Annotated in this window: 15 protein-coding genes and 1 other RNA gene; 12 read left to right on the plus strand and 4 right to left on the minus strand. The window is 45.7% G+C overall.

Annotation, left to right across the window (positions count from 1 at the left end; translation table 11 throughout):
* Positions 1-118 precede the first annotated feature (118 nt).
* From HHL17_RS10320 to ssrA, 4 genes are all read left to right on the plus strand, one after another.
* Positions 119-1,618 carry a GH3 auxin-responsive promoter family protein gene (locus HHL17_RS10320; RefSeq protein ID WP_169224639.1) on the plus strand — a complete coding sequence of 500 codons (1,500 nt, stop codon included), beginning with the start codon at positions 119-121 and terminating at the stop codon, positions 1,616-1,618.
* Between the two features lie 66 nt (positions 1,619-1,684).
* On the plus strand, positions 1,685-2,851 hold the full coding sequence (locus tag HHL17_RS10325; RefSeq protein WP_206155957.1) for a 1-deoxy-D-xylulose-5-phosphate reductoisomerase: 1,167 nt from the start codon (positions 1,685-1,687) through the stop codon (positions 2,849-2,851).
* An 85-nt stretch (positions 2,852-2,936) separates the two neighbouring features.
* The gene (rseP, locus tag HHL17_RS10330; RefSeq protein ID WP_169224640.1) at positions 2,937-4,283 is read left to right on the plus strand and encodes an RIP metalloprotease RseP; all 1,347 of its coding nucleotides are present in this window, start codon (positions 2,937-2,939) and stop codon (positions 4,281-4,283) included.
* An 82-nt stretch (positions 4,284-4,365) separates the two neighbouring features.
* Positions 4,366-4,739, plus strand: a transfer-messenger RNA (tmRNA) gene (gene ssrA / locus HHL17_RS10335).
* Positions 4,740-5,121: 382 nt separating this feature from the next.
* Here ssrA and HHL17_RS10340 read toward each other — a convergent pair.
* Positions 5,122-5,991, minus strand: coding sequence for a hypothetical protein (locus tag HHL17_RS10340; RefSeq protein ID WP_169224641.1), 870 nt, complete (start codon positions 5,989-5,991; stop codon positions 5,122-5,124).
* Between the two features lie 329 nt (positions 5,992-6,320).
* Between HHL17_RS10340 and HHL17_RS10345 the strand changes: the two genes are divergently transcribed.
* Positions 6,321-7,082, plus strand: a complete 762-nt coding sequence (locus HHL17_RS10345) for a DUF6577 family protein (RefSeq protein WP_169224642.1) — start codon at positions 6,321-6,323, stop codon at positions 7,080-7,082.
* The gene (locus HHL17_RS10350; protein WP_169224643.1) at positions 7,079-8,242 is read left to right on the plus strand and encodes a nucleotidyl transferase AbiEii/AbiGii toxin family protein; all 1,164 of its coding nucleotides are present in this window, start codon (positions 7,079-7,081) and stop codon (positions 8,240-8,242) included. Before HHL17_RS10345 ends, HHL17_RS10350 begins: the two co-directional genes overlap by 4 nt.
* Positions 8,243-8,455: 213 nt before the next feature.
* On the opposite strand, the gene HHL17_RS10355 is transcribed toward HHL17_RS10350, so the two are convergent.
* A complete protein-coding gene (locus HHL17_RS10355) occupies positions 8,456-9,721 on the minus strand; it encodes an MFS transporter (protein ID WP_169224644.1) in 1,266 nt (421 codons plus the stop codon).
* 111 nt (positions 9,722-9,832) lie between these two features.
* Entirely contained in the window at positions 9,833-10,780 is a 948-nt protein-coding gene (locus HHL17_RS10360; protein WP_169224645.1) for a helix-turn-helix domain-containing protein, read from the minus strand.
* A 175-nt stretch (positions 10,781-10,955) separates the two neighbouring features.
* Between HHL17_RS10360 and HHL17_RS10365 the strand changes: the two genes are divergently transcribed.
* Positions 10,956-11,741 (plus strand): M57 family metalloprotease, encoded by a 786-nt coding sequence (locus HHL17_RS10365; RefSeq protein ID WP_169224646.1) that lies wholly within the window; start codon positions 10,956-10,958, stop codon positions 11,739-11,741.
* A gap of 61 nt (positions 11,742-11,802) precedes the next feature.
* Here HHL17_RS10365 and HHL17_RS10370 read toward each other — a convergent pair whose 3' ends face one another.
* The gene (locus HHL17_RS10370; protein WP_206155958.1) at positions 11,803-12,981 is read right to left on the minus strand and encodes an epoxide hydrolase family protein; all 1,179 of its coding nucleotides are present in this window, start codon (positions 12,979-12,981) and stop codon (positions 11,803-11,805) included.
* Positions 12,982-13,252: 271 nt separating this feature from the next.
* On the opposite strand from HHL17_RS10370, the gene HHL17_RS10375 reads away from it, so the two are divergent.
* The 5 genes from HHL17_RS10375 to HHL17_RS10395 are packed head-to-tail and all read left to right on the plus strand — an operon-like array spanning position 13,253 to position 21,863.
* Entirely contained in the window at positions 13,253-15,100 is a 1,848-nt protein-coding gene (locus HHL17_RS10375; RefSeq protein WP_169224647.1) for a type VI secretion system Vgr family protein, read from the plus strand.
* 32 nt (positions 15,101-15,132) lie between these two features.
* The gene (locus HHL17_RS10380) at positions 15,133-16,446 is read left to right on the plus strand and encodes a hypothetical protein (protein ID WP_169224648.1); all 1,314 of its coding nucleotides are present in this window, start codon (positions 15,133-15,135) and stop codon (positions 16,444-16,446) included.
* A 42-nt stretch (positions 16,447-16,488) separates the two neighbouring features.
* On the plus strand, positions 16,489-16,971 hold the full coding sequence (locus HHL17_RS10385; protein WP_169224649.1) for a hypothetical protein: 483 nt from the start codon (positions 16,489-16,491) through the stop codon (positions 16,969-16,971).
* 13 nt (positions 16,972-16,984) lie between these two features.
* The gene (locus HHL17_RS10390) at positions 16,985-17,800 is read left to right on the plus strand and encodes a hypothetical protein (RefSeq protein WP_169224650.1); all 816 of its coding nucleotides are present in this window, start codon (positions 16,985-16,987) and stop codon (positions 17,798-17,800) included.
* Between the two features lie 28 nt (positions 17,801-17,828).
* The gene (locus tag HHL17_RS10395) at positions 17,829-21,863 is read left to right on the plus strand and encodes a PAAR-like protein (RefSeq protein ID WP_169224651.1); all 4,035 of its coding nucleotides are present in this window, start codon (positions 17,829-17,831) and stop codon (positions 21,861-21,863) included.

The following is a 21,863-nucleotide window of genomic DNA, read 5'->3' on the forward strand; positions in this document are numbered from 1 at the left end:
TTGAGATTTTTTGATCGACAGATTTATTGACAAATGGCAGGGAATCCTCCAAAATCAAAAAATCAACCTATCCAAAATCAAAAAATGAACGTATACTCTCAATTATAAAATAACGGGCATGAAGTTTAAATCACTGCTAGCCAAGCCATTTGCTTCTATTGTACACAACAAGATCAAGAAGGAGATGCTCAGGGCGGTGGAAGACCAGGAGGCAATCCTGGAGGAACTGATAAAGACAGGCAAGAAGACGGAGTTCGGAAATGAGCATAAGCTGGATGCAGTACGTACCCACGAAGAGTTCAGACAAGCTGTGCCAATAAGGGATTACGAACAGTTCAAACCTTATATTGAGCGGATCAAAGAGGGCAAACAGAATGTATTATGGAGGGGACAGCCCATTTATCTGGCTAAAACTTCCGGTACTACCAGTGGTGTTAAATATATCCCCATTTCCAAAGATTCTATTTCCAATCATATTGATACTGCCCGTAACGCCCTCCTTAATTATATGGGCGAAACCGGCAACACCGCCTTTGCGGACGGAAAAATGATCTTCCTGTCCGGCTCCCCCGAGCTGGAAAGGGTAGGAGGCATTCCCACCGGCCGTCTCAGCGGTATCGTAAATCACCACATCCCCCGTTATCTGCGTACTAATCAATTGCCTTCATATGAGACAAATTGCATAGATGATTGGGAGACCAAGCTGGACCGGATCGTGGAGGAAACCATTAACCAGGATATGACCCTGATCAGCGGCATACCACCATGGGTACAGATGTATTTTGACCGCCTGATGGAGCGTACCGATGGCAAGAAGATCAAAGAGATATTTAAAAATTTTGATGTGATGGTATATGGCGGGGTTAACTTTGAACCTTACCGCGCCAAACTGATGGCCTCTATCGGTCAGCATATCCATACTGTAGAAACGTTCCCGGCGTCTGAAGGCTTTTTTGCCTTCCAGGATTCCCAGGACCAGGAAGGACTGTTGCTGAATGCTAATTCCGGTATCTTCTATGAGTTTATTCCAGCACAGGAAATTTTTAATGAGAATCCTACCCGGCTGTCGCTCAAAGAAGTGCAAACCGGCGTAAATTACGCTATGATCATCAACAACAACGCCGGATTATGGGGATACAACCTCGGGGATACCGTGAAGTTCGTCTCCACCAATCCATACCGTTTGCTGGTGACCGGCAGGATCAAACACTTTATTTCCGCCTTCGGAGAGCACGTGATCGGGGAAGAAGTGGAACATAGCCTGATGAAAGCCGCCGCTGAAGAAAATGTACAGATCACCGAATTTACAGTGGCCCCCATGGTGCAGACAAGTGGTGAACTGCCTTATCACGAATGGTTTGTGGAGTTTGAAAACGAGCCTAAAGACCTGAAGGCATTTGCCATGAAGGTGGACCATAACCTGCGTCAGAAAAATATTTATTATGATGACCTTTTGACCGGCAATATTTTACAACCCCTGAAAATAAGGACCGTACGCAAACAAGGCTTCATAGACTATATGAAGGCTATTGGAAAACTGGGGGGCCAGAATAAAGTGCCCCGTTTGAGCAATGACAGAAAGCTCGCCGATGAACTGACTAAATACGTGCAGCCATAATGTAAGGTGTGACCACTGTAGCAGCGTTCACATCACCGTGAAAGATTAATAAAGTAAATCACCGTAATGAATAAACGAAAAATTGCCATTTTCGGGTCCACCGGGTCCATTGGTATACAGGCACTGGAGGTGATAGCAGCGCACCCCGACAGATTCAGTGTGGAAGTGCTGACTGCACAACAGAATGCCGACCTCCTGATTGAACAGGCGTTGAAATTTAAGCCCAACGCGGTTGTGATAGGCAGTGAGGAAAAATATAAACAAGTAAAAGACGTATTGTTTGACAAAGGCATTAAGGTGTTTGCCGGTGCTAAAGCCATGGTAGAAGTAGCTTCCTGGAGCTCTATTGACATGGTGTTGGCGGCCATTATGGGTTTTGCCGGACTGGCGCCTACTTTATCTGCCATTGAACAAGGTACGCCGGTAGCGCTGGCCAACAAGGAAACCCTGGTGGTAGCCGGTGATATCGTGATGGCCACTGCCCGCCGGAAAAATGTGCCGGTCATCCCGGTTGATTCTGAGCACTCCGCTATTTTCCAGTGCCTGGTGGGAGAGCCCTTCAGCAAAGTGGAAAAAGTGATCCTGACTGCCTCCGGTGGTCCGTTCCTCGGCAAAAAGCCTAATTTCCTCATCAACGTAAAGAAAGATCACGCCCTGCAACACCCTAACTGGCGGATGGGCGCTAAAATAACGATCGACTGCGCCACCCTGATGAACAAAGGGTTGGAAATGATTGAAGCACGCTGGATGTTCGGCTTACACCCTGAAAACATCGAGGTGGTGATACATCCACAGTCCATTATTCACTCCATGGTACAGTTTGTGGACGGCTCCCTGAAAGCCCAGATGGGCCTGCCCGACATGAAACTGCCTATTCAGTATGCGCTCGGATATCCTGACCGTCTGGCCAATGAGTTTCCACGGTTTTCGTTCCGGAACTATTCTTCACTCACGTTTGAACAGCCGGACACCAAGACTTTCCGTAACCTGGCCATCGCGATTGATGCCATGCACAAGGGCGGTAATACGGCCTGTGTGATGAACGCGGCCAACGAAGAAGTGGTGCATGCCTTCCTGCGCAACAGGATCGGTTTCTTACAGATGACGGAAGTAATTGAGGAAACAATTGCCAAAATCCCGTTCATCGAAGCGCCGACGCTGCATGATTACTACGAGTGCGACCAGGCTGCACGTGAACACGCTGCAACCCTTATCAATGCTATCGTTATCTAAAATAACCGTTGAAAATTAACAAATAGTTTTGCCGGAATATCTGTTAAATCCGATATCTTGGGCAGATTAAAGCAGAAACAAGTAAATGACAACAGAGGTAATATTGGTGAAAGCCGGGCAGTTGTTACTGTCACTCTCTATACTGGTCGTATTGCACGAGTTAGGCCACTTTATCCCCGCCAAATTGTTTAAAACAAGGGTAGAGAAGTTCTACCTGTTCTTCGACCCCTGGTTTTCTCTCTTTAAAATCAAAAAGGGAGAAACAGAATATGGTATTGGCTGGTTGCCCCTTGGCGGATATGTGAAAATATCCGGCATGATCGACGAAAGTATGGACAAAGAGGCGATGTCCCTTCCCCCGCAACCTTACGAATTCAGGTCGAAACCAGCCTGGCAGCGGCTGATCATTATGATCGGCGGTGTGACGGTGAACGTTTTACTGGCTTTCTTTATCTATGCGATGATCCTGTGGCACTGGGGTGAGAAATACCTGCCTACAGATGCCGTGAAATACGGTGTTACCGTAGATTCCCTTGGTCAGAGCATCGGTCTGCGTGATGGTGATAAAATCGTCAGCGTAAACCATCAGAAAGTAGAACAGTTTCATGCGATCACCGGACAGGTAATCCTGCATGAAGCTAAAAGCATTGAAGTGATCCGTGACGGGCAGGAGCTGAGCATCCCCATTCCTGAAGGGTTTATCCGCTCCCTGTTGAAGCAGAAGGAGCCTTTTGCCTACATCCGTTTTCCGTATTACGTAGACCGGTTCGAGAAAGGTTCCTTTGCTGAAAAAAGTGGCCTCTTCAAACCAGGCGACCAGATGGTGTCTATCAACGGTCAGATGCTGCCTTATTTCACCGACTTCGCCAAAGAGATGCGCAAGCATAAAAATGAGGAGGTAAAAATCGGTGTGGTAAGAGGTAAGGACTCCCTGGTCATCCCGGTAAAGCTGGATGAAACGGCTAAACTGGGTATTTATCCACAGGACCCTGACAAATTCTTTGCTTATAAGACCAAGACGTACACCCTGCTGGAGGCCATTCCGGCCGGTTTCAGCATGAGCGTGGACAAACTGGTGAAATATGTACAGCAGCTGCGGCTGATCTTCGTTTCTAAAGAAGTGAAGGTGAGCGAGTCGCTGGGTGGTTTCATGAGCATCGGTAACCTCTTCCCCGAAGCGTGGGATTGGCTTACCTTCTGGGAGATGACGGCTTTCCTGTCCATCATCCTGGCGTTTATGAACATCCTGCCTATTCCGGCGCTGGACGGAGGGCATGTGTTATTCCTCCTGTATGAAATCATTACTGGCCGCAAGCCCAGTGAGAAATTCCTGGAATATGCACAGATTGCCGGTATGATCGTGCTGTTTGGCCTGCTGCTGCTGGCCAATGGTCTCGACTTCTGGCGGAACATTATCAGCAAATGGTTCTAAATCATATGATTTTATGAAGGATATGGATTACGGGATTTCCGTAATCCATATTTTTTTCGTATATTTGTGGTGCTAAAAATCCGGGGCTGCCTGGTTTTGACAGCATAGGTCTTTGAGAGTGTAAGCATGCCGTGCGTTGGATAATTAGCACGATAATCTGAATATTCAAACTTTAATTGGCGAATCTAACTACGCCATGGCTGCCTAATCAGTGATTAGACACCCATTATAGCCGCTTGGAGTTGTCGCCTTATGCGACTCCCGCCGCTGAATCATCAAACCCATAGGGATAGGTGCTCATGGTTTCTGTGAGTGAGTACTGAAGCTAAACGGATAAGGACAAGGTTGGTTTGTTGTGCCCCTGCCAAGTCCCGACAAATCAATGCATAAATAAGCATGTAGAAAGCTTTTGAGGAATATGTTTGGACACGGGTTCGATTCCCGTCAGCTCCACTTCGACAAATCCCAGTTTTTTGTTATCTGGGAAGAAAATTGACAGCTATCACAGATGTGGTAGCTGTTTGTTTTTAGGGATATCTCTTTATAAGCATTTAATGCTGTTTTCGAAGTTACCGCCTGGCATATTCGCTTGTCTGGGTATCACGATTTTGTTTAAGGTGTTGTAATCCATTAGCCGACTATCTGTGTTTCAGATTGAATTTGCTGTTTCCTTTGGTTTGAGTGATTGTAGGAAAAGTTTTTCATGAATGTACTGTCTTTATTCCTGCTAATCCCAAGGAGAACTTTGCTGATAAATAGGAAAAAGGGACAAGACTTTTATGAGTGGCATTCTGCTTTTGTTGCAACCTTACAAAGTGAATGTGCTTTTAACAGAACGTTATAAGTCCGCTGGATAATATATTTTCCATTTATCATCGTAAGTAGTAGCTGGCATTTGCTTCTGCAGGTAAAAACATAAATCTTCGGGTCCCGGCAGAAAGGGCGCGTAATCCTGCTGAAGGTAGCCTGCTCTTTCAAGATAAAAGCCTACAGATTGGTGATAAGGATAAGTGAAGTTCATCTTTTCCAGATAGCTGTAAAGAACTTTTGTGTCAAGCATCTGCTTACTTGCTTCAAATGCTTGGAGTATGTTCGTACAGCCACCCCCATATTCAGGTGCAACGACTATGTCAATGAGAGTTCTTTCTAAATCGGTATGCCTTGCGTCGACAGCCCAGTCTTCTTTGGGAGAACCCGGCGGAAGCTTGGGTAGTTTCTTACGAAGTATGCTGATTGTATAGTCTTTCCATTTCAACCGATCCTTGCTAAGCCTTGGAGGCTTCGAGAAAGCATTATCAACTGCTTCTTGGGTCAGAGGAGAAGCGTTGTTTTCACCCCATTGTTCATAGGTGAGAAAGATGTTCGGACCAAATGTAGGCATGATATGATTAAAGTACAAGGCTGTTGCGTGTGAGAAATAAGCAGATGGGGCCAGGCTTATAATAAATGATCTGTCTTCAACCGCGCCCAGCGTATAACGCTCCAGCCGGACTTCGCCGTTCTCATCACATAGCTGTTCCACTTTGAATAGGTTAAGGTGTTGCGTCGCTTCAATCAAGTCAGCTCCACTAGTACGTTTGCTAATCCAATCTCTTTGTTGAAACAACTCTAGCATTTCTTTCAGGCCTTCTTGTGTAAATATCTTCTTTTTGGTGCGTTTGAGATAGGATATGATGTTAGGAAGGTTGTCTAAAAGCTTGGATTTCATTATATTAACTAGAAATATGAGGCGTATCTTATTGAGGTACACCTCAATAAGATACTACGATTTACTCACTTATCACTATTTCTAAACCTATTTATTTTTGAGAAATATATAAGACAGGCTTTATCAAGGTACGATTTTTTGGCATTCACCTAAAGTCTGGATTTTATTTATAGAAATCAAACAATTACCAATAAAGTAAAAATTTTGGCAATTGTTTGATTTCTGTGAATTGCCAGAAATTGAATATATTTGGTTAATATTTGTTTTCAAATAAATGCCAATAATTCTAAATTTTGGTAATTGTTGGTTTTTAAAATAAATCTATATAATTGATTATCAATAATTATACTAATAAGCTGGAGGAACGGTTTAGAGAAAGAGCCTCTTTCTCTAGTGATGAATTACTTTCCTTTTTTAAGGAATGGGAACCAGATCTAAAAGAGACGACTTTTCGCTGGCGAGTTTATGAATTAAAACAAAGAGGTTTCCTCCAGTCTGTTAAACGAGGGTTTTTTACCTTACGAACCAAGCCAGTCTTTGAATTGTCAGTTTCTGACGTCGGGATAAAAGCATATAAAAGGATTTTAAAATCATATCCCCATATTCGGGCGTGTGTGTGGAACACGCAAAATTTAAGCAAGCTTATGCTACATCAACCCGCACGTTCGTGGGATGTATTGGAAGTAGAAAGTGATGCATTTGATTTGGTCTGGGAGAATGTAATAAGTGATGGGATCGGCCTGCCAATCAACGCACATCATCATGGCTCTATAGAATATGTTAATGCTAACAGTTCAACGCCCAAGTATTTTATAAAAAAGTTATTGACCCGTGCACCTGTTCAACCCGTAGCAGGAGAGGAGTATGTACTTCCTACACTAGAGAAGGTGTTGGTGGATATTTTTTGTGAACCAGATTTTTTCTTCACCTTTGCGGGCAGTGAATATTCGGTAATGCTGAATAACGCATACCATCACTTCGCAGTAGACTTTGCAAAATTGCTTCAGTATTCAGGCCGCCGCAACAAAGCAAAGGAGTTGAAAGACCTTATGCTTACAACTACCGACATACCCCCAAATCTAGTGGCATGATACACACAAATTCTTTTTCAGCCGAATGGCTGGAATATAAACGACAGGAGTCCGGCAGGGATCCGGGGCTGATTGAGAAAATGATCTACGCTCTTCACCTGGTAGAACAGCTACAGGTAAGTGGACTACCTTTTATATTCAAAGGAGGAACAAGCCTGGTGCTGCTGATGACAGAACCGCGCAGGTTTTCAGTTGATATTGATATCGTGGTAGCTGAAACCACAACCAGGGAAGAACTGGAACATTATCTTCAAAAGGTAACTGCAAGCAGCACTTTTATCCGCGTGGAGTTAGACGAGCGACGTAGCTACAAAGGAGAGATACCTAAAGCCCATTATAAATTCATCTATACTTCCAACGTACCAAACAAACGGGGACACGAGGTGTTTCAAAAACCCGAAGCAGAAATACTGTTAGATGTACTCTTTGCCGAGAACCCTTACCCGGCAATAGTTGAAAAACCGGTGCTCAGCTCCTGGCTGGAAAATAATGGAGATCCTGTCTACGTCAGCGTGCCATGTATCAATTCAATCACCGGTGATAAGATGGTCGCCTTCGCACCCTGTACTACCGGTGTACCTTACTTTGCCAAAAAAGAGCGCGAAATCATTAAACAACTTTTTGATGTCGGCAATCTGTTCGATCAGATAGATGATGTGGAGCTGGTACGTAAAGCCTATCATATAGCTGCTACTGCTGAAATGAAATACAGGTCAGAACGTAATATTGCTTCCATTGAGCAGATACTACAGGACACCATCGACACAGCCCTGTTGCTTGCAACCCCTAAATGTGCGGCCGGTAATGAGGCCAAATTAGAAGAATTGCGGACTGGTATTAAGCAATTTACTCATTTTGTTTTCGATCAAAAAGGGTTTAAGGTAGAAGATGCATTACTGTCCACAGCTAAAGCGGCCTATCTGGCAGCCTACCTGCTGAAAGGAGAAACAGGCCCACTAAAGCGTTTTGATAAAGCAACTTTTGATATGAAAACTTTCTTAATCGCTCACCAAGAGTTCAATTTCCTCAACAAGAAAATCAAGTTTGTAAAAGGAGGCGAGGCCTTGTTTTACTGGTTTCATACAATCAACTTGTTGCATCCGCCGTTATCTGAATTCTCCCTCGAAGTAGCTACAACTACAGCTAAAGAGATAACATAACAGGGCCGAATAACCGGGAAACCTGATCAATATTAGCCCATCCTTATAAGAGTTAAAAATTCCTGACTTCTGAGATATGGTGTCCTGCTGTCGAGAATCAATGTGCAAGTCAGGCAGATTGTTTAGATATTTTTTAAAAAAACGTATCGTAAGGTCCATCAGATACATAAAAAAACCGCTATGACAGCGGCTTTTTTATGTCATTTACTCACCTTACACATTCGCTTCTACAGATAATGACTGTATTGGAAGTGGTTGTTCCGCAGCTGTTTCCTTCACTTCCGGTTTTCTTTCTTCTGCCTCTTTCCATTTCGTTTTTACCAAAAACAGGAACGTGATAACCGCTATAATGCCATAAGCTATGCCCAGGGTCACCTGGTTGGTGATGGAGATGGTATTTACCATCAAGGAGCTCATGATAGAAGTCACTACTGCAAACCCACCACCTGTTAAACCGCTTGCTTTGCCTGCATATTGAGGAAAACGGATCAAACAATATGACATCAGGTTATTGAAGATGAACCCGGATGTGCTGTGCAGCAGGAAAACATAGGTTAATAGCGTGAATAGATTGTGGAAGTGGCGTGTCAGCGGTATCATCATGGCTACTACGAGCAACTGTGCTACACTGGCTACCATTAGTTTTTTGCCCAGCGGTTTACTCACGAGCATTCTTGATACCGTTCCGCCGATCATCACTGATACTCCGGAGAATAATGAACAATAGCCTGTTGTGGTGGCTGAGAAGTGCAACTGCTGCTCGATCAGAAATGGGCTGCACATGCCATACAGTAATATCAGACCATAGCTCAGTCCAAGTACTATCATACCTGCCGTAAAATCCGGTGTTTTGATCATGGTGCCATACGCTTGTGCCATTGATCGTACGCTAAAAGGCTGCGCCGCTTTCATCGATTCGCCGCCAATGATCAGTTCAACTACAAAGAAAACCAGTCCGAAGTAACCCAGGAACATGAAGTTGGAGGACCAGCCCCAGGTTGTCTGAAAAAATCCACCCAGGAAAGGCGCTACGATTGGCGCGATAGCCCAGATCACCGAGAACATGCTCGTGTATTTCTTTAATGCTTCTCCTTTATAAAGGTCTATAAAAAAGGCGCGTTTGCTGATGGCAATCACTGCAACAGTAAACCCCTGCAGTATACGCATGGCATAGATCATCTGCAGATTGGTGGAATAGGCAATGATAAAGCTGGCCGCGCTGAATACCAGTATGGATATCATATTGGGCATATAACGGCCATAGGTGTCAATGAGCCCGCCTACGATCAGTTGCGAAATACCATAGCTGATGATGAAGAGTGAAAGCGTAAGTTGAATGGAGGCCGGTGAAGTGTGTAGTTGCACCGCCATGTCGGGTAAGGAGGGGATGAATACATCCATGGCAAACCCCGATAATGGTATCAGGCATAACGACATGATTGTATTCCATCCTGTTCTTGATTCTTTGATCCTTCTCATACTTGTTGCTTTAAATTAGCGCTGTAAAGTTAGGAAGGCCGGTAACGGTAAACATTACACGTTTCAAAGGGATGATTATACAAATCAAATGTATTGCCGGTTGTTTATGGATCAGGATAATTTCCCCGGTGCGGTAGTTTTTGTTCCTATGCGAAACTCCAAAGGTGTTTGGGTGGTGAACTGCTTAAAGTATTTATTGAAGTGAGAAGGGTATTCGAAGCCCAGTGCATAAGCAATCTCTGAAATGTTCCAATTGGTATTGCGCAGCAAAGTTTTCGCTTCGGTGATCACACGTTCATGAATAATTTCACGGGTGGTTTTATTCGTGTGTTTTTTTACTACACTGTTTAAGTGGTTTACATGCACATGTAGCAGACCGGCAAAATGGGCCGGTGTTAATAATTTCAACGGAGATTCAGGTGAGTCTACCGGGAACTGTTGGTTCAGTAAGGTGAGGAAATCCTTCACCAGCCGGTCGCGCACCATGGTAGCCGGCGTTTCGCGGCTTTGCTGTAAACGGATGCCTTCATGAATGACGAGTTGCAGCAGGTGGCGTATCATATCCCATTTAAAAGGATAGTCGGTGTGCTGCAGCATTTGCATTTGCGTGAAGTAGGTGCTTATCCGTTGTCTATCTTCCCTTGTGAGCGGTATTACCGGCATCAGCGACGGATTGAACAATGGGCAGGCATATTGTATATCGGCGGGGATAGATCCTTCGATAAAGGGCGCGTTAAATAAACAATAGAAGCGGTTAAACGGGATATTTACCTCTATGGAAGTGGCCACGGCCGGATTGGTAAAAATCAGGCAGCATTGATTGAGCGGTATTTCCTGTTCATTATACAGCAGTATGCCACTAGCTTTTGCAGGCGTTTGGCTCAGGCATATTTTGAAATAGTCACGGCGATTGAAAGGTGTTTTGCGGGTGCAAGTCAGGGCTTCGCGAACATTAAAATGTGCTTTGCCGGATTCACGAAGGAGGTCTGAGGGAATGTCCTGGCCGGTGCGTTTGTAAAACTGCACCAGTGATTCAGTGGGAATGAGTTTGTCTGCCATAGCTTTTGGACATTATATAATTCAAAGGTAATGAATTTAATGCATGTGATCTGTATCATGCAGGCACATCCCCCAAATAGGAACTGCAATGACATTACCGCCATAAGCCGTAGTTTCAGTGTAGCATATGTTTTTTATTATTTAACCCAATTATTTAACCCAAAATCTGTGTAGCATGAAACACTCTAATGGACTCCACATTAGCGCTGCAATCTGTATTGTAGCTTTAACGACCCTCTTTTTTTCCTGTTCAAAGAACGACAAAGACCTGAAAGACCCGTCACCGGTTCCCAATGCAAAAGAAGAGATGACAAACTACCTGGTAAATCAGGGATTTGATCAGCAACACATTGTCTTTGATAAAGACCGTGTTGTTATTGAAGGTGATATTGTTATCACTATTCCTGAACTCAAAAAACGTGTTGCCGATTGGAAAGCAGAACAAAAGTCTGGCGTACCGCAAACAGAACAACGAAGAGGTACCTACATTGTAGGGAATGCCTATAATACCAATATCAAGTTTTATATCGATCCTGCCGTACCTACCGTGTGGAGGACTGCGATCGAAGGAGCAGTGAACAATTGGAATGCCGTGAATGGCACCCGTTTGGGCATGTCTATTGTCACCAACCAGGCGAGCGCCAATACCCGCGTCTTTATGGGGTATGAAAATTCAAACTGGATCGCAAGGGCCTATCTGCCAGGATCAGATAGCAAACCAGGGGTAACTGTTGAAATTAATTCCAAATACAATACCCTTTCTGCCAGTCAGCAACTGTTTGCCATCACCCATGAATTTGGCCATACGATTGGGTTCCACCATACCAACCAGACCACTGGTACATTAATACCCGGAACTCCTACCACAGATCCAAATTCTGTGATGAATTCAACTGTACTTCCCTGGAATGGATTTACAGCTGGAGATATCAAGGCAACACAGATATTATATCCACAATAACTCAAGTTGTAAGAAGGTCTTTGAGGCTGGCTGAAAATATTTTCAGCCAGCCTTTTTAGTTTTACTTCACACTTTTAAAAAACGTATCCACTTCTCCCGCCCATATTTCCGGCGCTTCCAGTGCTGCAAAGTGACCACCTTTTTCTATCACCGTAAACCGCTTTACATTCACTTTTCTCTCTGCCCATTCTTTTGGGGTGGGTGCGTCGCCGGAGAACACCGCCACACCGGTGGGCGTGTTTACTTTTTGGCTTGAAGCCAGCTGTTGAAAGCTTCCTACAGCGTAGGTACGCATGGAAGAATTGATGGTTTGGCTGACCCAGTAGATCATCACGTTGGTTAGCAGCTCGTCTTTGCTGAAGTGATCTTCTATAACGCCGCCGGGTGTACGCCAGGTGTTGAATTTTTCGATGATCCAGGAAGCCAGGCCTGCAGGTGAGTCGTTCAGGCCATATGCCTGCGTTTGTGGTTTGGTGGCGTGCAACATGGCATAGGCGCCTTCTTTGAACCACCATTGCTGTATAAACTGCCCGAATGCCTGTTCTGCCGGGGACATGGTGCTCCAATCTTCAGTACCGTTAGGATACCCCACGTCTGTGAGATGGATGGCTGCTACGTTTTCAGGATACAGGTTGGCGAGTGATTTGACGATACCGCTGCCTACGTCTCCACCGGCGGCGAAGAATGTTTGATAACCGAGCACATCCTTCATTAGGGTGGCAAATACTTTGGCGGAGCCGTCATCGGTCATGGCTACACGACCGGAGAAACCGAAACCGGGAATAGAAGGGATGACGAGATCATAGTCTTTTGTTAACAACGGAATGACTTTGTGGAAACGATAGAAACAGTCAGGCCAGCCGTGCACCAGCAGCAGGGGTTTTGCATGGGCATTGGCACTTTTGATGTGCAGGAAATGAATGGTAACGCCATCTATTTCCACGGTAAACTGAGGGAATTTGTTGAGGGCAGCTTCCTGCTTGCGCCAGTCGTAACCGTTTTGCCAGTACGTTACCAGGCTTTGAAGAAATATGGAGTCCGTACCATATTGCCAGCCAATGTTTTCCGGGGCGTCAGGCCAGCGGGTTTGGCGGAGGCGGTTGTTAAGATCGTCCAGTACAGTTTGTTGTACGTCAATTTTGAAAGGTTTTACGGTAAACATACGGTCGTTTATTGTAGGTTGTGAAAATGCGGTTATGGCTAAAACAGTGACAGTGAATAACAGAACGACTTGTTTCATAGTATTTTGTATTTAATGAAACAAAGTTCTAATTGGGAGATGACAACCTTATGTCAGCAGTAAATCGATTTCAAAAAATAAAAAATCTTTTTTATAAAAATCAGCACGCAGGGCAAAAGTTTTGTTATCTGTATAATAAATTTCAGGGGGTGCATGTTGGTTTCCTATAATTTCCTTAACTTAAGGTTCTGTTTGTTAGCTTAACCCTGCTTGCCCTTTAAACCGTTAATCCTTGTCAGGGAGGGAGCTATACCATATCAAACCGCTTTTTATGGCCTTGTATACCATTACCACCGTATCTATTGAAGAAGAACAATTCCGGCAGTTCCACTCTTTTCGCCTTGAACAGACTATTTCCGGGCATCACCACTTTGAATTGAAAATAGGATATGAATGGCTTTCCAAGTCAGGCAACAACCCTATTTCAGCGGGGAAGTCCCTGTTAGGCAAAGAGATCCGTATTTCCGTCCAGCCGGTGGAAGCAGCCGGAGGTTTCCGTCCGATGCTGTTTAACGGCATTATTACCGCGGTCAGCGCCGGAAAGGAAGATGACGGTACCAACGGCAGCTGTGTCTTCAAAGGCAGCGGCCCATCCGTTTTATTGGATGCAGACCCGCACATCCGCGCTTATGAGCAACAGGACCTTGCTGCCATCGTTAATACCGTACTGAAAGCCTGTAATCCTTTTGCCAGCCGCCCGGAAGTGAAACCCGCCGCCAGCAGGCAGCTGAAATACATTGTACAGTACAAGGAAACGGGGTTTGATTTCCTGCACCGCCTGTCACAACGATATGGTGAATGGTTCTTCTACAACGGCCAACAGCTGATCTTCGGGCAGTATACGCCGCAGAAAACTACGCTGGTGCACCAGGTGGACCTGATCAGCTTCGACCTGGAATTGCAGATAAAACCCAATAACCAGGCTACTAACGGGTACGACTATCGCCAGTATCAGATAGTGGAAGACGGTACCCAGCAAAAAACCGCGGGTAAAACTGATCCCTATACAGAACATGCACAGTCACTGAGCGAAAAACTGTTTCACCAGGCTTCGCTGTATAAAATACCATTTGCGTTTACCAGCAACGCCAAAGCAGAAATGGATGAGCTTACCCTGCGCCGTAAAAAAGCGCGGATGGCCCAGATGGTGCGTATCAAAGGACGCAGCAAAAACACCAGTCTGCGGCTGGGAGACATCATCGAAATACAGGAAAGCGTGCTGTCTAACGCTACGCATGGCGAGTTTATGATCACTTCGCTGGAGCATCATTGCAACGGCAATGGTGACTATTACAACCTGTTTGAAGGCATCCCTGCTTCCGCAGCGGCCCCTGACCTGGAACTGGGACATGTGCCTTATTGTGAAGCCCAGAGCGCTGTGGTGACAGACAACTACGATCCTAAAGGCCTGGGCCGCATCAGGGTGCGGTTCAACTGGCAGAAGGGACAGACACCCTGGATACGCCTCATGCAGCCTCATGGCGGCGCCGATAAAGGATTTTACTTCATCCCAGAGGTGGGGGAGGAAGTGTGGGTGGACTTCGAAAACGGCAACGCAGAAGCGCCCTATGCCATCGCGGCGGCCTATAACGGTAACGCCAAAACGGGATACGGCGACGCACAGAACAATATCAAAGTCATCAAAACACGCAGCGGCCATACCATCCGGCTGGATGATACCACCGGACAGGAAAGCATCACCATCCTCGATAAAGGCGGTAATATTGTGGTACTGGACACCAACGGCAGGAACATCACCATTACAGCCCCCGAAAATATTAAGATCAATGCCCGCAACATCATCATGGATGCCAGGGAACGGGTAGATGTAAACGCCGGCACCAATATGACGCATGTAGCCGGTATGAACATGAGCCAGATCGCCGGCATGAACATCCTCCACAATGCCGGTGATTCCATGAACCAATTCTCCGTGAATGATTATAAACTCACTGCCACCAATATCACCAAAATAGCCATGGAAGGGATGGACGTACAGGCGAAGAAAATCGAAAAAACAGCGGAACAGATAAAAGTAGAAAGTTCAAAAGATGAGATGACCTTTAATTCCGGTAAATCGGTAGAGGTGAAAAGCGCAGAGAAATCAAAATTGTTCTGATATCCCATCCACCATCTTTAAATTGAAAACCAATGGGAGAGAAAAATTCAGGGAACATCATCCTGATCTCCAAAAAATATACAGAAAACGGCGAAGGCGTGCGCTGGAACAGCAGTGCGGAAACCACACTTAACGCCGCCAAACACGTAAAAATGCACGGCCAGGAGTCTGGTGTCCGCTTCGGTACCTACGAAGCCACGCAGAAAAACACGCTGCTGGTGAAAAAAGTGGAAGGCCCGTTTGATGAAGACGGTAAACTGGTGACTGTCATGTACAAAGAAAAATGGTACACTTTTAAAGCGTCACAATTCAGCCGCAAACCTACTGATAAGGAGCTCCAGCAGGTGCAGTGGTCGAAACAACTGGATGATGAGCCTATTGCACATATCCACACCGGAGGGACCATCAAAGACGGGACGGTGCAGATCCAGTATAAAGTCAACGCACATACGCAGGTACAGCAGACTAAGATATTTGCCTATTTCCAGCGGCCGGTGAAATCAGTCAGTGTAGGTGCTACTGTAGCAGAAACGGAGCCGGTGATACTCTTTGTGAACGGTTATTGGAACAAAGACCTGCCATATGCCGGTGGTGATTCCGGCCAGCAATATTGGGCGAATAAATTTGTACAGGCCGGGCAAAAATACTTTAAAGCCCAGAAGCGGCTTTTTATCAATGGGTCCAATACCATGTTTTCTTCCGGCAGCCTGCGGTTTAATGAAGGGAAAAAAATTGCCCTCGACAGATTTAATAATCCCAAGTCCACTTTTTATCAACTTATTTTTAAAGAGAAAGGTGCTGACGATCAGTTCCTGACACCGGTGTTCATTGTGTCGCACAGTATGGGCGCCGCCTACGCAGAAGGGATTGCATCTGTACTGAAAGAGAAAGGCGTAAAAGTGAAGAAAGTCGTTCACTTCTCTCCCGCAGATGTGAACAACTTCTCCGCAACTTTCCCCGCCTGCACTTTCCAGCTTGATATATCTATTGACCCGGTACTGACATTTAAAAATATGAATGATGGCCTTTTCATAAAAGGCATTCAGTTTGCCGGCCAGGTGAAAAATCCGTCCAACGACGAATACGGGCATATGTATACGAAAACGGAAGCGTATGTCTGGGACTGGTTGGAAGATCTGGAAGGCATACAGTTAACTTACGCAGGAGAGATAGAAGTGACGGAATCGGTGCCTAGCCTTGGTGGCGGTGGCTTTGCCACGACGAGTACGAAAAAGAAGCTGTTTCATGCTTCCGGTGTTAAAAAGGGCACACAGTTCCGGCAGCTGAGGAAAAAAGATGGTGTTTACAAACATTATCAGGGAAATGATTATGTAAGTTGGTATTAATTGGATGATGGATATCCGGTTGTTTTATTTAAAAATGGAATAATGGCCCTTCGCAAAAAACAAAAAGTGCTCATCCTCGTTGCAGCGGCAATACTGGCAATTATCGCCATAGTGTGTTATTATGGTTTTTTCATTGTAATGTGGGTTACAACACCCGGAGATGGTGAGTTACGCCCCGCAGAGAAGACCTATTTTGATTCACTACGTACAGTTTATCACTCCCGACGTATTTGGAGGGACCCCAAATATTTTATCAGTGATACTTCCCGGAAGACTGAATATGCCATTATCATGACGTTTGATAAAAGCCCGGCTGGACTGGAAACAGATAGTCTCAAGCAGGACAGTCTCAGGCTGGAAGCGTTTAAAATAGCACGCCATGCCTATTTCAATGTAGTGGATAAAAGTCCGAAGTTCCCGGAGTATGATGTGAACTTTTCATATAGCGACTTATCCAGGGATTACAACTTTACTTTCAAACCCGAAGAACTGGAAGGTTCTTCCAATAACCATATCGGTCATTAATACTTAAAAAAGTATGGCCTTTTTCTCTTTTAAAAAACCATTGGCTGATAGCCCAACCTGGCAACTGACGCCAGCCCAGCCTCCCTGTATCCATACCGTTACCATTGTCTTTGAAACAGCGCAGCCGCAAACGGTCCGATACAATACTACCGTACAGCGGATGAATAATCCGAAAGACACATCGCAAGTCTTTTTCAGTATCACGCGAACGGATATACTGATCAACGGTTCGCCGGCGGATGATTATATGGCCGGAGACCTGGCAGCCCAATGCGGCAGCGTGGTATATCCCCTGCAGGTGAAACTGGAAAATGGCGGCCGCATTGCCGCCGTAGCCAACTATGCGGAGATATTGCAACGGTGGGCAGCCAAAAAGGAAAAGCTGGAACAGTACTACACCGGAGAAATCGCGGAATCCTATATACAACATACAGACGCCACGCTGCGCGACGCGGAGGTTTTCCGGAAGGCATTGTCAGGAGATATTTTCCTGGGTATGTATTTCCCCTTGTTGTTTGCCAATTATAAAACACAACGGGAGATGGAATACCCGGTGATTCCTTTCTCCGCCCCGGTTGCATTTGACATTCAACAGGAAAGAACACCTTTCGGCAGTACGCCGGATGTAATTATACAGAAAGGTATTTTGTCTGCCAGCGCCCCGCCGGCATATAGCCGCGGCCTTATTGATGTCACCTGTACCCTGACGCCTACACGTAATTACGTACAGCAGTTGAAGGGGAAATGGGAAATAAACGAAGGCGGTCAACATCATCAGATATCCGTCAGTATTGTTTGTCTGGAAGAACATACTGTCAACACGAAATAAAATTGTTTGTAATTAATCAGGTAGTAACATGGCTGATAAACATTTTGTGGTACAGGGAGCCACATGCCGTTGTAAGTTTGGAAGCTCCATCGACAAACTGAAAGTAACCGGCAATGAGAAGGATTATATCAACGACAACGATGGTAACTCAAAAGCTATTGCCAGCACCAAAGATATAGGTAAACCATTTGAGGCCGGAACTTTTGGCAACTGCTCCATCACGAAAGGCGCCTGTAGCCCCGGCGTTACCGCATGGAAAGATTTTTACCAGAAGGTAACCCTTACCAATGGTGGGAAAATCCTGACGGAAGACAGTACCGCTGCCTGCGCCACCGGCGGGCCCGGCTCCATCACCATTGAGCATCACGGACAGCAAGCGGCCGTATCACAGGCACACTTCGATAAAGTGGAAGTGGAAAGCCTGTCAGTCCTGAACCCGATGGCCCCCAAGCCCGATACCAAAAAAGAAAAGCCACAGGTAAAACAGATCAAGGTAAAACTGGAGAAACGCATTCCCCCCGAGCTGATGAGTGCTTCCGGAAAATCGGCGCCGGTGCCGGTGCTGCGGACAAGGCCCAATGAATCACTGAAATTTGAAGTGGTCAGTTATTATAACGCTGCTAAGGCAGATAAAGATAAGGTGGGATGGAAAGTGTCCGGCGGCAGCTCACAGGTATTTGAAGAGGTAGGCCCGTCATTCAGTATGAACTTCGATGAAACAGGCAGCTACCGCGTGATGGCTTTCGGTAACCCGGAAGCGCAGGACGATGTCCGTTGCGCCATTGATGTTTCCGTGGTGAACAACCAGCTGAAAGAAGAGCTGGAGCTGGGCGCTGGGATGGGGCGTGTTATTCCCGGTTTGCCCGGGAAGAATGCCAAACCTGAGCAATACCGCGTGCGTAGGGGTGTTCCCGTTACTATCAGTGCAAAATATGAGATGTCGCCAGCCACGGATGAAGAAAAGAAACGTGTATTCATGAAGGTGACCGATGCTGCGGGCAATATGATTGCGGGGCCTACAGATCCTGGTACAGATACGATTACCTTCACGCCGGCCAATACCGCCGCTACTTATACGGTGACGGCTACTATGCTGCCAGCCACAGAAGAAGGCGCTCCACAGGAGATAAGTAAAGAGATGGTGTCGGAAGCAAACAGTGTGGTGAGTGTGACGAATGATCAGGGTACGCATGTTGTCCGTCCGGGTACTACCATGAGCTTTAAAGTGAGTAAGATGTCCTATGCCACGCCGGCACAGGACTTTGAACAGGCGGCCATCAAATGGCAGCTCAATGGTAAGGTGGTAGGGAGCGGCGCTTCGCTGTCACTGGATGGTAGCACCTATTTCGCTGTTCCCGGCAGTTATGTGGTGGAGGCTTATGTGTCCCATGCTGACGCCTGGGACAGTAAGAAAGGCAAGGCCACCGCCGGTGCCGCTAAATCTGAAGATGACTGGTGTTTTGAGGTAAAACAAAATGAGATAACTGCCATCCGGGTCAAAAACGGAGAGACCCAATGGGTGGTAGGCAAACGTTATACGCTGATCGCCGATTTGTTGATGCCCTATCAGCCGCAACTGGACGGTCCTGTTTCCTGGACGCCCGCCGGAGGAAACAGTACTACCCGGGAGGGTATCTATGCACCTGCTAAAGGGAAGTTCGTGGTGACAGCCCAACTGCGGGGATCTTCCAAAAAACTCGATATCAATGCTGACCTGGCGGAGGTGACCCGCTGGTGTTTTACAGATGCGGAAAACAAGTATAAAACTAAAGCCGGCTGGAATGAAACTATCAAAGCGCTGATCGTCAGTCCCCAATCCGCGGGTGTGTCGGTGAACCTCCACGTACTGGAATACGATGGAGAGGATGATATCAACTACATCAAAGACCTGGGCAATGTTGCTTTCGACGCCAAAGGAGAGGCCCGGCTGGATGTTAAGACCAATGACCTGAAAGAAAAATTGCAGGCGCTGTGGTGGCAGGGTGATTATTACAGGGTTCTCTTTGGTGTGCTACAAAAGCCCGACGGAATGCGGTTTCAGGGGATGAAGACCATTATTTCCGATGGGAAGAAGTTCTGGTTCCCGGCAAAGCCCAGCCATCTCACGGAAAATGAAAAAGGTAATTTTATTTATATCAACAAAAAACCGGAGATCGTTAGTGTGTCATTCCTTGACAGTACTAACTACCCGGCATATAAAGTGTACCCTTATGGCGAGAAAATAAGAATCCATATACAAACCAAAAATCTGGCGGGAGAAGAATTGGTATTCCAGTTGTGGGAAAACAAATATAAGGCAGAAGATAAACTGGTGCAGAACACGAAGTTCAAGGTGAGAGACAACGAAACACTGCCTGTTGACCTGGATACCTCCAAATTGAGGACAGGTGTGGCTGTGCAGGATAATGGACTGCGCAATTTTTATGTGGTGCTGAAGAATGAAAAAACGGACAATTATATGTACCCCGAAAAGGTGGCCGATGCCAACGCATATAATCCATCTGATGTAAATTTCTACCATCATATCAAATTATCCGCAGCGATGGCTGATAGGCTGAACAACGCCACCAGACCGATAGCGCCGACGGTGCTCGGAGAGCCATTGGAGAGTATTGCTGTGAGTTGTAAAGGAAAATATTGTATTAAACTGAATGATAAAGGGCCACTTATCCGGGAAATTAATATCCGGCTTGCCGGTTTTGGCGGCGCTATACCGGAAGATGTATTTACCGTCAGGACAGAAAAAGCGGTCAGACAGTTTCAGCAGGACTATATGGAAGTAGCGCCTACCGGAAAAATATGTGGTAACACGCTTAAAGCCATCGATGAATTTTGTGTGAAATATATACAGGACCTGAAAAATTATATTTGTTTGTGCAATGGCGTGAAAAGCATTGAACATAAATGTTCTGGTTTCGGTAAAGGGCAGTTTAAGGGGGAGTACCTAAATCCCAAGCGCCCTGATGAATCCAATTACAAATATGAATATCCAGGCATCCACCGGAGCTTACTCTGGGGAGTGAGTGCAGCAACTTTCTATGCAGAGAAAAGGTCAGTCTTCACATATAATTCCATCTCTGCTGGTTATCGTTGCTGGGCGCATAATGAATACAAAGGCCGTAACACGACCAATCATATGGGTAAGGCGGTGGATATCCATTTTAATAAGAATGGTAAAGTGACGGGCAGCTCATCGGATATGGACAAGGTAAGAAGTGAGGTATTTGTAAAATACCTGGACGCACAGATGGGCTGGGACAATAGTAATAAATTTTCCTTGGAAAGAACGTCGGACGGAGCGACTTCCTGGGTACATATGGACGTAAGGAAATATGAAGAGAAGTATCTCGCTGATGAATTTTTTGTGAAAAAACAGGCCGATGTACTGGGCAAAAAGATTGTAGATCTGGCCCGGGAGTCAGGATTCAGCAATACCTGCGCCTGTATGGGCGAGCCTAAGCCACAGTCGTCAGCTAAGGTGGTATGCAATACTTGTAAAGCACTGGATAAAGAGAGGTTGGATTTCTACGAGGAATTTGGCGGATATGCCATCTCTGCGTTACAGAAATTTTCCAGTGCCAATAAATTCAAGATCTTTTATATGATTTGTCAGCGCCGGCAGGAAAATGGTTTCAGTATTCCACCGGGCAACAATCCGATGAACCTGAAAAGTAAAGGAGATGAAGGGTACGTTACTTATTTAACCCATGAAGATTTTGGAAACGGCCCTCAGGCAATGGAACAGAATTTTGGTAAATTTTCTACTGTTGAAAAGGGATTTGAAGCCTATATCGTTCAGTTACAAAGGAACTGGCCCCAGGCTTACAAGGCCCTCACGGATGATAGTATGGATTTCGAAGATTTTATAGTAGGTTTACAGGCAGAGGGACGATTAGGCGCATTTGCCACAGATAAAAAGTATGTTGCAGCGCTGAAAAGCATACTTCCCGGAGTCATCAGCGACTACAGAAAGTGGATCAACTGTAAATTGAAATGTGCCAGCTATGCTGCACAAAAAGCAGAACTGGAAAACGATCTAAAGTTATTGGATAAAATAAAATAA

This window comes from Chitinophaga fulva (assembly GCF_012927205.1).
GTDB lineage: Bacteria > Bacteroidota > Bacteroidia > Chitinophagales > Chitinophagaceae > Chitinophaga > Chitinophaga fulva.